We start from the raw sequence: 12807 nt of genomic DNA, 5'->3' as shown, positions 1-12807 counted from the left end.
GGTTAAACGTGTATTTTGGTAATACGCCAGATGTTATCAGCATATTCCTGTACCGTTCTGTCTGAAGAAAAGTAACCCATATTGGCAATATTATGCAGCGTTTTTGTCGTCCATTCACGAGGATTACAATACAAATCGTCCACCGCATCCTGGCAATCTACATAGCTACGATAATCCGCTAAAACCTGATAATGGTCGCCAAAGTTAATCAACGAATCCAGTATATTCTGATATCGCCCTGGTTCCTGTGGACTGAACATGCCAGTACCTATTTGAGTCAGTACCTGGTGCAGCTCAATATCGTTCTCAAAAATAGCTCTGGGGCTATAACCGCTTTGTCGTAAGGCTTCTACTTCTTGTGCCGTATTCCCAAAGATAAAGATGTTATCTTCGCCGACATACTCCCGCATCTCAATGTTCGCCCCGTCCAGCGTACCGATTGTTAACGCGCCATTAAGCCCAAACTTCATATTACTGGTCCCGGAAGCTTCAGTACCGGCCAACGAAATCTGTTCAGACAGATCTGCGGCCGGAATGATCAATTGCGCCAGACTGACGCTGTAATCCGGTATAAACACCACTTTCAACCTGCCACCAATTTGCGGATCGTTATTGACCCGCTGCGCCACATCGTTAATTAAGCGAATAATTTGTTTCGCCATGTAGTACGACGAAGCGGCTTTTCCCGCAAAAATATTCACACGAGGTACCCAATTGGCATCCGGCGCAGCTTTAATGCGGTTATAACGGGTGATGATGTGGAGCACATTCAGTAATTGCCGCTTGTACTCGTGGATACGCTTTACTTGCACGTCAAACAAAGCATCAGGATTCACTACCACACCAAATTGTGTGGCAATGTAGTGTGCCAACCGCTGTTTATTTTCCCGCTTCGCCCGATGCACCGCCTCATTCACGGACGGATAATCGATGTACTGCTTCAATTCGCCAAGCTGAATAAGTCTGGTACGCCAGGTATGACCAATATGCTCATCCAGCACGCTGGCAAGTGGAGGATTCGCCAGGGCCAGCCAACGCCTGGCCGTAACACCATTAGTTACATTAGTAAAACGCATAGGGAAAATACGTGCGAAATCAGCAAACAAGGATTCCGTCATCAGTTTTGAATGCAATGCCGACACGCCATTGACTTTATGGCTGACAACAACGGCCAGCCAGGCCATACGCACCACGCGACCATTAGATTCATCAATCAGCGATACACGTTTTAGTAACTCACTATTATCGTGATATTTATCGCTCACCGATTTCAGGAACCGATCGTTAATTTCAAAAATAATCTGCAAATGACGAGGCAGGAGTCTGCTCAGCATCTCCACCGGCCATGTCTCCAGCGCTTCGCTCATCAGGGTATGATTGGTATAGGAAAAGATCTGACAGGTCACATCAAACGCATCTTCCCAGCAAAACTGATGCTGATCGATCAATAAACGCATCAGTTCAGGGATCGCCAGTACCGGATGAGTATCATTAAGATGGATTGCGATTTTATCTGCCAGATTATGGTAGGTTTTGTGCAACTGATAATGACGACTCAGAATATCCTGAACTGTTGCGGACGCCAGGAAATAAGCCTGTCGTAAGCGTAATTCACGGCCAGCATCGGTAGAGTCGTCCGGGTATAGCACCCGCGAGATCCTCTCAAAGTGGTATTTGTTTTCCACTTCAATAGAAAAATCATCATTCAGATTCAGTTTGCCAGAATTAACCTCGCTGTTAACCTGCACATTCCACAAGCGTAATGTATTGGTGGTGTCTGTCGCGTAGCCGGGCACAATTTGATCGTGCGCCACAGCCAGAATATCCTCGGTTTCAATCCACCGGGTTTTATTCCCTTCCTGCTGAATGCGACCACCGAAACGCACTTTATAATGCGTATTATGTCGTTTGAATTCCCACGGATTCCCGTATTCCAGCCAATAGTCCAGAGACTCTTTTTGTACTCCATTTACGATATTTTGTTTGAACATACCGTAATTATAACGAATACCATATCCGCATCCCGGCAGCCCAAGCGTCGCCAGCGAATCGAGGAAACAGGCAGCCAGACGTCCGAGACCGCCATTACCTAACCCAGGGTCATTTTCTTCATCGATCAGTTCTTCCAGATCCAGCCCCATAGCTTCAAGCGCGCAGTTCACTTCATCGTACAGACCTAAAGAAAGCAACGCGTTGGAAAGAGTGCGTCCAATCAGAAATTCCATCGATAAATAGTAAACCTGGCGGGCATCCTGAGAAAACTGGGCCCGGTTAGAGCGGTGCCAGCGTTCGACCATTCGATCGCGCACGGCGTATAACGTTGCATTTAGCCACTCCCGTTTTGTCGCGATTGCGGGATCCTTACCAATCGTAAATAAGAGTTTATTCGCAATATCATCTCTAAGTTTATCAACATCAGAATCTGCAGCGACCGGAAGTGGCGAAATATACATATCAACATTACCTTTCAGAATATTGTAGGATGAGACATCGACAGGCGAATTATTTAAAGCTCAGGTTTTCGATTTTTACTTTTTTGCAGGATAACTTCGTGGCGAGTAATAAAACTTAATTCTGCCATTAAAATACGCCAAGTTAGACCTGTCGCGAGAGAGATATAATATAAACTCACGCCATTAGCATAAAGTGTTTTAGCCATTTCAAGTTTGGCCTGCAAAACAATATCTTTCAAATTTAACCTCATTGATAACGCTCGACGGAATAAAATTTACGCCAATGCGTTTCTATAGCCAAGAAGTAGCACTTAAAGCCGGAATTAGACTCTCTAAACACCTTTCACCAGCAGATATTCTATTAATTCCCCTTTATTCTGTTCGTCTTCTCGCTATCAGATATAGATGTAGCGTGAAGGCATCTGTATAATCCCCCGATTACGAGCAATGTACAGTATAAGAAAATGGCAAAAATTGGTTTTATATCACTAGGTTGTCCGAAAAACCTCGTCGATTCCGAACGCATCCTGACTGAACTTCGTACTGAAGGTTATGATGTTGTACCGAGCTACGACGACGCGGATATGGTTATCGTTAACACCTGCGGCTTTATCGACAGTGCGGTACAAGAGTCACTGGAAGTGATTGGCGAAGCGCTGAACGAAAACGGCAAGGTGATTGTCACCGGCTGTCTGGGCGCGAAAGTCGATCAGATCCGTGAAGTTCACCCGAAGGTGCTGGAAATCACCGGGCCACATAGCTACGAACAGGTTCTTGAGCATGTTCACCACTATGTGCCAAAGCCGAAGCATAACCCCTTCCAGAGCCTGGTACCTGAGCAGGGCGTCAAACTGACTCCGCGTCACTACGCCTATCTGAAAATATCAGAAGGCTGTAACCACCGCTGCACATTCTGCATTATTCCATCTATGCGTGGTGATCTGGTGAGCCGTCCGATCGGCGACGTACTCAGCGAAGCTAAACGCCTGGTTGATGCCGGTGTGAAAGAGATCCTGGTAATCTCCCAGGATACTTCTGCTTACGGCGTGGATGTGAAGCATCGCACTGGTTTTCATAACGGCGAACCAGTAAAAACCAGCATGGTTGACCTGTGTGAGCAACTGTCAAAACTGGGTATCTGGACCCGTTTGCATTACGTCTACCCGTACCCGCACGTTGACGACGTAATTCCACTGATGGCGGAAGGTAAAATCCTGCCGTATCTGGACATCCCACTGCAGCATGCCAGCCCGCGTATTCTCAAGCTGATGAAGCGACCTGGCTCTGTGGACAGACAATTAGCGCGTATTAAACAATGGCGTGAAATCTGCCCTGAGCTGACTCTGCGATCGACATTCATCGTCGGCTTCCCGGGTGAAACAGAAGAAGACTTCCAGATGCTGCTCGACTTCCTGAAAGAAGCGCGCCTGGATCGCGTTGGTTGCTTTAAGTACAGCCCGGTTGAGGGTGCTGGCGCAAATGATCTGCCGGATCAAATCCCGGAAGAGGTGAAGGAAGAGCGCTGGAACCGCTTTATGCAACTTCAGCAGCAGATCTCTGCTGAACGTTTGCAGGAAAAAGTAGGTCGCGAAATTATGGTCATCGTTGATGAAGTTGACGAAGAAGGCGCCATTGGCCGTAGCATGGCAGACGCACCTGAAATCGACGGCGCGGTGTACATGAATGGGGAAACCAACGTGAAACCAGGCGATATCATCCGCGTGAAAGTTGAAAACGCAGACGAATACGATCTGTGGGGCTCCCGCGTCTAAACACACGTAACAGAACCGTAGGCCGGATAAGCCATTTATGCTGACATCTGGCAATGCCTGATAGCGATGCTAAAGCATCTTATCAGGCCTACGGTTTATCCCTTTATCTTAGGGTCCAGCGCGTCGCGCAGGCCATCTCCCAACATATTAAACGCCAGTACCGTCAGGAATATAGCTACTGCCGGGAAAATCGCCACGTGCGGCGCGATCACCATATCTGCCCGCGCTTCGTTAAGCATAGCCCCCCACTCCGGCGTTGGCGGCTGAGCACCTAACCCAAGAAATGACAAACTCGCGGCTGAAATAATCGATGTCCCGATACGCATGGTAAAAAAGACCACAATCGAGGAGACGGTTCCCGGCAGAATATGGTTGAAGATGATAGTTATATCGCTGGCACCGATGCTACGCGCCGACTCAATAAACGTCTGTTGCTTAAGTACCAGCGTATTCCCTCGCACCAGACGGGCGAAGGCCGGAATGGAGAAGACTGCGACAGCAATGATGACGTTAGCAATGCCACTTCCCAGCACCGCCACCACCGCAATTGCCAGCAAAATACCAGGAAAGGCGAACAGCACATCGCAGATGCGCATAATCAGCCGATCCCACCAGCCTTCGTAATAGCCCGCCACCAGTCCCAATACCGTCCCTATCGCCGCGCCAATAAAGACGGCAAAGACTCCCGCAGCCAGCGAGATTTGCGCACCGACCAACACGCGGCTGAAAATATCTCTACCCAATGAATCGACGCCAAACCAGTGCATCATCGACGGGCCGTCATTCAGACGGTCATAATCGAAGTAATTCTCGGCATCAAACGGCGTCAGCCAGCGGGCAAATATCGCGACCAGGATCAGGGCCAGCACAAATATCCCGGCGATCATCGCCACGTGCTGGCGACGAAAACGACGCCAGAACTCATGCCATGGCGTACGGATCTGTTCAGGCTTCACGAGGGGCATCGCATTTAAAATCGCCTGCCGGCGCCAGTTAAAAAATCGCATCCTTACTTGTACCTGATAGCGGGATTAATGGCGGCATAGAGCACATCCACCACTAAGTTAATAAGAATAAACTCCAGAGAAAATAACAGAACCTCGGCCTGAATCACCGGATAGTCTCGCATTTCAACAGAGTCTACCAACAATCGCCCAAGCCCGGGCCAATTGAACACTTTCTCAACCACAATTGAGCCACCAAGCAAAAAACCGAACTGCAATCCCATCATCGTAACGACCGGAATCATTGCGTTTCGCAGACCGTGTTTTAACACCACCCAGGTTTCACTTACCCCTTTCGCACGAGCAGTGCGCATGTAATCTTCGCTAAGCACATCGACAAACGAGGCACGGGTAAAACGTGCAAGCACCGCCGCCACCGCTGCACCGAGAGTGATGGAAGGCAGGATATAATGCAGCCAGGTGTCTGCGCCAACGGTCGGTAACCAGCCCAGCTCAACGGAGAATATCTGCATCAACAGCATACCAAGCGCAAAGGCCGGGAAAGATATCCCCGTTACCGCCAGCGCCATGCTCACCCTGTCCGGCCAACGGTTGCGCCATACGGCGGCGATGATCCCCGCCGTCATACCAAATAAAACCGCCCACGCCATACTGGCGATCGTCAGCCACAGGGACGGCATAAAGCGGCTGGCAATCTCTTCAGCCACCGGCCGACGGGAGACCATTGATGTCCCGAAATCGCCCTGCAAAACGTTAGTGATGTAATGCCAGAACTGAACATGCAGCGGCTGGTCCAGACCCAACTGTTGGCGCACCAGTTCAATAACCTCAGCGTCGGCCTCCGGCCCGGCAATCAGTCGGGCAGGGTCGCCTGGCAGCAGGTGGACAAATAAAAACACCAGCACCGCGACAATCAACAGGGTTGGAATTAGCCCCAGCAGGCGCTTGAAAACATAGTTAAGCATCAGACTCCCTTCGGCGGCCCCCGTTATTCAGGGGCCAAATGAATAGCTTATTGCAAATCCGCATCATCAAAACTAAATCCGGTATCCGGCATAATCCAGAATCCGGTCAAATTTGTACTGTGCGCAGAGATCAGTTTTTCCACCACTAACGGGATCCACGGCGACTCTTTCCAGATGATATCTTGCGCGTCTTTGTACAACTGCGCTTTTTGCGCCGGATCGTTGGTCTGCAATGCTGCCGATAAATCGCTGTCCACCTGCTTGTTACTGTAGAACGCCGTATTAAACAAGGTTGGCGGCCAGTTTTGTGAAGCAAACAGCGGCGACAGCGCCCAGTCAGCCTCGCCCGTAGACGCTGACCAGCCGGTGTAGAACATCCGCACCCCACTCTCTTTCTGCGCCTTCCCTTCAACTTCGGCGGCTCGCTGTCCGGCATCCATCGCCGTGACCTGTGCTTTAATGCCCACCTGCGCTAACTGCTGCTGCGTAAATTGCAGAACTTTCTGCGCGGTGCTGTGGTTATGCGACGACCACAGTGTGGTGGTAAACCCGTTGGGATAACCCGCCTCTTTTAACAATTCACGTGCCTTTGCCGGATCGTAAGGCCACGGCGTATAGCTTTGTGCGTAGGCAATCGCCGGAGGAAGAACGCCTGTCGCTGGCGTCGCGTAACCGGCAAAAGCTACTTTCACCAGCGCCTGACGGTTGATGGCATAATTCAGCGCCTCGCGCACCTTCGGGTTGTCGAACGGTTTTTGCGTGACGTTCATACTGATATAACGCTGCATTATTGACGGGCTGGCAACCAGTTGCAGATTTTTGTTCTTCGCCAGTAACGCAGCCTGCTCGTAAGGGATCGGGAAAGCAAACTGGGCTTCACCCGTCTGCAACATTGCCGCACGGGTATTGTTGTCCGTTACCGGACGCCAGGTAATCGTATCAAGCTTTGGCAATCCCTGCTGCCAGTAGCCTGGGAACTTCTTCACCTTAACAAAATCGGTCTGATTCCAGGTATCCAGTTGATAAGGGCCGGTACCAACAGGATGGAAACCAATATCCTTGCCGTACTTTTCCAGTGCTGCTGGTGAAATCATCGCCGTTGCCGGATGCGCCAGGATATTGATAAATGCAGAGAACGGTTGTTTTAGCGTGATCTTCACCGTAGACGGATCGACGGCCTCGGTTTTATCAATATTCTTATACAAATTGTAGCGTTTAAGATGGTTTTCCGGATTACTGGCTCGATCAAGGTTGGCTTTTACCGCTGCGGCATTGAAGTCGGTCCCATCCTGAAACTTCACGCCCTGGCGCAGTTTGACGAGGTACGTCAGGCCATCGGCGGAAACGGTGTAGCTTTCCGCCAGCACGTTTTTCAGTTTCATCTCTTTATCAAGACCGAACAATCCCTGATAAAACGACTTCGCCACCGCCTGTGACAGCGTATCGTTCGCATCATACGGATCGAGCGTAGTGAAATTAGACCCTACCGCCACCACCACATTTTTGGCAGCCCAGGAAGGAGACGCAGCCAGTGCAGAGGCTACCCCCAGAGCAACCAGCCATTTTCGAGCAACAATTTTTGTCATGTTATTCTCCTGAACCCTGCCTGCCTGTTATAAACGCGAAAGCGCATTATCCGCTTGCGAACGCGCAACATAATGCCCCGGCCCAACTAACTGGAGTGAGACGGGGAAGATTTCTTCACCGCGTTTGCGGATATTGCTGGGGATATCATCCGACAGCAGTACGCGCTGCGGCCGGTGATGAGATGGGTCGGCGACTGGTACTGCCGACATCAATTTTCGGGTATAGGGATGTTGAGGATTTTCAAACACCGCCCGCCGGGTCCCAATTTCTACAATTTGTCCCAGATACATCACTGCCACACGGTGACTGATACGCTCTACTACCGCCATATCGTGAGAAATAAACAGGTATGCGATACCCATTTCGCGCTGCAGGTCGAGCAACAGGTTGATAATCTGTCCACGAATTGAGACATCCAGTGCGGAAACAGACTCATCGGCGATAATCACTTTCGGATTCAGCGCCAGCGCCCGGGCAATGCAAATGCGCTGACGCTGCCCGCCTGAAAATTCATGCGGATAACGCCAGGCATGCTCAGGAAGCAAGCCAACACGCTCCAGCAACCATGCCACGCGTTTTGCCGCTGCATCGCCTTGCAGTAAACCATGAACCCGCAGCGGTTCCAGAATCGAATATCCTACCGTCTGGCGAGGATCCAGTGATGCATAAGGATCCTGGAAGATAAATTGTATATCCCGGCGCAGCGGCTGCAGCTTGCTGGCCGCCAGCGTATCAATACGTTGGCCGTTGAACGTTATCTCCCCACGCTGGGACTCCACCAGACGCAACAACGCGCGCCCGGTGGTGGACTTACCGCAGCCTGACTCCCCAACCAGCGATAGCGTTTCACCGGGCCAGAGATCAAAGCTGACGTTTTCTACTGCATGAACTTCGCGAGTTACGCGATTAAGAATGCCGCTACGCAATGGAAAACGCGTCACCAGATTGCGTACCCGCAAAATCGGCTCCCCCTCAACCACGGTGTCCTGTTCAGTCTCTGGTTCAATATGGTCAGGATCATGCAGGGAAATAAGCGGAAAGCGACGCGGAAGGTCATGCCCGCTCATCGCTCCAAGCTGCGGTACGGCTGCCAGAAGCACTTTAGTGTAGGGATGTTGGGGGGCGTGAAAAATCTGTTCAACGCTGCCGGTTTCTACAGCTTCCCCCTGATACATTACCAGCACACGATCGGCTATATCGGCAACAACCCCCATATCGTGGGTGATAAATATCACCCCCATGGACATATCCTGCTGTAACACTTTAATCAGCTGAAGGATCTGTGACTGAATAGTGACATCCAGCGCAGTTGTCGGCTCATCAGCAATCAATACCGCAGGACGGCAAGAGAGCGCCATCGCAATCATCACCCGCTGACGCATGCCGCCGGAAAGCTGATGCGGGTAGCGCGATAAAATGGCCCTCGACTCGGGAATACGCACCTGGTCGAGCATTCGTTTGGCCTCCGCCATCGCATCTTCACGATTTGCGCCCTGATGTAAGCGAATAGACTCGGCAATCTGTTCGCCAACGGTAAACACCGGGTTGAGTGACGTCATCGGCTCCTGGAAGATCATCGCGATATCCGCACCGCGTACATGACGCATCTGCGAGGCGCTTTGTTCACCGAGCTCAATTACCTGTCGGTTACGTCGCCGAAGCAGCATCTCATCGCAACTTACTTCACCGCCCGCCTGTTCTATCAGACGCATTAGTGACAAAGCAGTTACTGATTTCCCTGAACCGGATTCGCCAACAATCGCCAGCGTTTCTCCACGCTTCAGGCGAAATGACAGATTACGCACCGCGCTGATACGTTGCTGCTCCTGCTCAAAGGCAATATTCAGGTTGCTGACCGCCAGCACATCGCTGACATCAAGCTCATCACTGTGTGGCAACGGTATCTCCTTTCTCCCGGTAAATACCGGTAGTTGGCGTATCGCCAGCATATCCCCAGGCACGGTACATGCCTTCACTATTAAACGGTAAAGCGACGTTACCTTCATGATCGACGGCGATTAGCCCACCGCTGCCGCCCAACGCCGGTAATTTCTCCATCACCACGCGCTCGCACGCCTCTGATAAGCTCAGACCGCCATAATCCATCAGCGCCGCAATGTCATAAGCCGCCAGCGCACGAATAAATACTTCGCCAGTTCCCGTACAGGAGACAGCAACACTGGCATTATTGGCATAACACCCCGCACCGACCAGCGGACTGTCACCGACGCGCCCCGGCAATTTGTTGGTCATACCACCCGTTGATGTCGCAGCAGCCAGATTGCCGTACTGATCCAGCGCTACCGCACCGACGGTCCCCATTTTATTGCGTTCGTCCAATGGCGAACCACTATGATCAAGTATCGTCTCATCCGCCGTACGCGCCGCCACAAGCTGTGCAAAACGCTCTGGTGTAGAGAAAATATCGGCAGCAACGCGCGTCATTCCCTGCGCAATGGCAAAATTTTCCGCCCCTTCCCCCACCATCATGACATGCGGACTGTGCTCCATCACCAGACGAGCAGCAAGGATCGGGTTTCGCAGGTGGCTAACCCCGGCAACAGCTCCCGCCTTCAGCGTATTACCGTCCATAACGCAAGCATCCAGCTCATGGGTTTCATCACGGGTAAACACCGCACCAATTCCGGCATTGAACAGAGGGCACTCTTCAAGCAGACGTACGGCTTCGGTGACGACATCCAGCGCGTTTTGACCCGCTTCAAGCATCCGTTGCCCCACCTCAACGATATCTGACAGCGCCTGTATATAACGTAACTCCTGCTCCTGACTCAGTTGTGAGCGGGTTATTGCGCCAGCACCACCGTGAATTGCAATGACTGCTTTGCTCATTTTTATCGTCCATTAAGGTGGCTGGTATCGGGGTTATAAATATCAGAAATTCTGTGAGTTATTGATTCGATTTTTGAATATAGAAAGATGCAGACGTCATGTAAAGATAAAGCCCCGCACCTAAGACTGAGGTGGCATACTGTCGACGCCTGTTTTCTGACATAATGGCCAGATTCGATTTTGCCTCGCAGGAGTCTTCTCATGGAATTTACCACCGGACTGATGCCGCTCGAAACGGCACTCACTCAGATGCTGTCGTCTATTACCCCACTCACCGCAGTCGAAACGTTGCCCCTGGTTCAATGCTTCGGTCGCATTCTGGCAACTGACGTAGTCTCCCCTTGTGATGTACCGGGATTTGATAACTCGGCAATGGACGGCTACGCGGTACGTGTAGAGGATCTACAATCCGGTCAGCCGCTCACTGTTGCAGGTAAAGCCTTTGCCGGTCAGCCTTACCATGGTGAATGGCCAGCGGGAACCTGCATTCGTATTATGACTGGCGCACCGGTTCCTGCCGGTTGTGAAGCGGTGGTGATGCAGGAACAAACCGAACAAACTGACGGCGGCATCCGTTTTACTGCGGATGTCCGCACCGGGCAAAATATCCGTCGGCGCGGCGAAGATATTTCCAACGGCGCTGTTGTCTTTCCCGCAGGAACTCGCCTGACGACGGCTGAACTCCCCGTGCTGGCATCGCTGGGTATAGCTGAGGTCCAGGTGGTTCGCAAAGTGCGCGTAGCACTCTTCTCCACCGGTGATGAATTGCAGTTGCCAGGCCAACCGCTGGGCGACGGACAAATTTATGACACCAACCGCCTGACCGTGCATCTCATGCTGCAACAGTTGGGCTGCGAAGTAATCAACTTAGGCATTATCCGCGACGATCCAAATGCGTTACGCGCGGCGTTTATCGAAGCTGACAGCCAGGCCGATGTGGTTATCAGTTCCGGCGGTGTTTCTGTGGGTGAAGCAGACTACACCAAAACCATACTGGAAGAACTGGGAGAGATCGCGTTCTGGAAGCTGGCGATCAAGCCAGGCAAGCCATTTGCTTTCGGTAAACTAAGCAATAGCTGGTTTTGCGGCCTGCCGGGCAACCCGGTTTCTGCAGCCCTCACCTTCTATCAACTGGTGCAGCCACTTTTAGCGAAACTCAGTGGTAATACGGCCAGCGGGCTTCCACCTCGCCAGCGCGTGCGCACCGCATCACGCCTGAAAAAAACGCCAGGGCGCCTGGATTTCCAACGCGGAGTATTGCAGCGCACGGCAGAGGGCGAACTGGAGGTCACCACCACCGGTCATCAGGGCTCGCATATTTTTAGCTCCTTCAGCCAGGGTAACTGTTTTATTGTACTGGAGCGCGACCGCGGTAACGTGGAGGCCGGAGAGTGGGTAGAGGTCGAACCGTTTAACGCACTGTTTGGAGGCCTGTAATGGCAGAACTCAGCGACCAGGAGATGATGCGCTATAACCGGCAAATCATCCTGCGCGGCTTTGATTTTGAAGGTCAGGAAGCGCTTAAAGAGGCGCGGGTACTGGTCGTTGGTCTGGGAGGACTTGGTTGTGCTGCTACCCAGTACCTGGCGGGTGCGGGTATCGGGCATTTGACCCTGCTCGACTTTGATACCGTTTCAGTTTCTAACCTCCAGCGCCAGACGCTTCACAGCGATGCTACGGTAGGGATGCCAAAAGTAGAGTCTGCTCGAGACGCACTGGCGCGGATCAATCCACATATTACGATTACGCCAATCAATGCGCTGCTGGATGATGCCGCTATTCATACGCTAATTGCTGAGCATGATCTGGTGCTGGATTGTACCGATAATGTCGCGGTGCGTAATCAGCTAAATGCCGCCTGTTTTGCCACTAAGATTCCACTTGTGTCCGGTGCGGCAATTCGCATGGAAGGGCAAATCAGCGTATTTACCTGGCAGGACGGAGAGGCCTGCTATCGCTGCCTGAGCCGACTGTTTGGCGAAAACGCCTTAACCTGCGTGGAAGCCGGGGTGATGTCTCCGCTAATTGGCGTGATCGGTTCATTGCAGGCAATGGAAGCAATTAAGTTACTGGCAAACTACGGTAAACCAGCGACAGGAAAGATCGTGATGTACGATGCAATGACCTGCCAGTTTCGCGAAATGAAGCTAATGCGTAACCCAGGCTGCGAGGTGTGCGGGCAGTAATATGTAGCCCCCGGTGACACACACTCGCC

10 protein-coding genes are annotated in these 12807 nt (G+C 51.7%); 3 read left to right on the top strand and 7 right to left on the bottom strand.

The window, feature by feature from the left end; translation table 11 throughout:
- Positions 1 to 2 precede the first annotated feature (2 nt).
- Positions 3 to 2453 (bottom strand): glycogen phosphorylase, encoded by a 2451-nt coding sequence (glgP, locus tag AACS05_RS07140; RefSeq protein WP_045441214.1) that lies wholly within the window; start codon positions 2451 to 2453, stop codon positions 3 to 5.
- A 53-nt stretch (positions 2454 to 2506) separates the two neighbouring features.
- Complete coding sequence (locus tag AACS05_RS07135) at positions 2507 to 2692, bottom strand: glycine cleavage system protein T (RefSeq protein ID WP_223306978.1); 186 nt, start codon at positions 2690 to 2692, stop codon at positions 2507 to 2509.
- Between the two features lie 225 nt (positions 2693 to 2917).
- Between AACS05_RS07135 and rimO the strand changes: the two genes are divergently transcribed.
- On the top strand, positions 2918 to 4225 hold the full coding sequence (gene rimO, locus AACS05_RS07130; protein ID WP_045441212.1) for a 30S ribosomal protein S12 methylthiotransferase RimO: 1308 nt from the start codon (positions 2918 to 2920) through the stop codon (positions 4223 to 4225).
- Between the two features lie 95 nt (positions 4226 to 4320).
- On the opposite strand, the gene gsiD is transcribed toward rimO, so the two are convergent.
- From gsiD to iaaA, 5 genes are read right to left on the bottom strand one after another with little or no spacing between them, the layout of a single operon-like run.
- On the bottom strand, positions 4321 to 5232 hold the full coding sequence (gene gsiD / locus AACS05_RS07125; protein ID WP_045441211.1) for a glutathione ABC transporter permease GsiD: 912 nt from the start codon (positions 5230 to 5232) through the stop codon (positions 4321 to 4323).
- Between the two features lie 2 nt (positions 5233 to 5234).
- The gene (gene gsiC / locus AACS05_RS07120; RefSeq protein WP_045441210.1) at positions 5235 to 6155 is read right to left on the bottom strand and encodes a glutathione ABC transporter permease GsiC; all 921 of its coding nucleotides are present in this window, start codon (positions 6153 to 6155) and stop codon (positions 5235 to 5237) included.
- Positions 6156 to 6202: 47 nt separating this feature from the next.
- Positions 6203 to 7741, bottom strand: coding sequence for a glutathione ABC transporter substrate-binding protein GsiB (gene gsiB, locus AACS05_RS07115; protein ID WP_045441209.1), 1539 nt, complete (start codon positions 7739 to 7741; stop codon positions 6203 to 6205).
- A 27-nt stretch (positions 7742 to 7768) separates the two neighbouring features.
- Positions 7769 to 9640 carry a glutathione ABC transporter ATP-binding protein GsiA gene (gsiA, locus tag AACS05_RS07110; protein WP_045441208.1) on the bottom strand — a complete coding sequence of 624 codons (1872 nt, stop codon included), beginning with the start codon at positions 9638 to 9640 and terminating at the stop codon, positions 7769 to 7771.
- Complete coding sequence (gene iaaA, locus AACS05_RS07105; protein WP_045441207.1) at positions 9627 to 10592, bottom strand: beta-aspartyl-peptidase; 966 nt, start codon at positions 10590 to 10592, stop codon at positions 9627 to 9629. The genes gsiA and iaaA overlap by 14 nt, the downstream gene beginning before the upstream one ends.
- Positions 10593 to 10793: 201 nt before the next feature.
- Between iaaA and moeA the strand changes: the two genes are divergently transcribed.
- The gene (moeA, locus tag AACS05_RS07100) at positions 10794 to 12029 is read left to right on the top strand and encodes a molybdopterin molybdotransferase MoeA (protein WP_045441206.1); all 1236 of its coding nucleotides are present in this window, start codon (positions 10794 to 10796) and stop codon (positions 12027 to 12029) included.
- Positions 12029 to 12778, top strand: coding sequence for a molybdopterin-synthase adenylyltransferase MoeB (gene moeB, locus AACS05_RS07095; protein WP_045441205.1), 750 nt, complete (start codon positions 12029 to 12031; stop codon positions 12776 to 12778). Before moeA ends, moeB begins: the two co-directional genes overlap by 1 nt.
- Positions 12779 to 12807 lie beyond the last annotated feature (29 nt).

The sequence above is a fragment of the Citrobacter sp. S-77 genome, assembly GCF_963864895.1.
Classification (GTDB): domain Bacteria; phylum Pseudomonadota; class Gammaproteobacteria; order Enterobacterales; family Enterobacteriaceae; genus Citrobacter; species Citrobacter murliniae.
The sequence above is the reverse complement of the archived record's forward strand: the minus strand, read 5'-3'. Positions and strand labels throughout refer to the sequence as shown.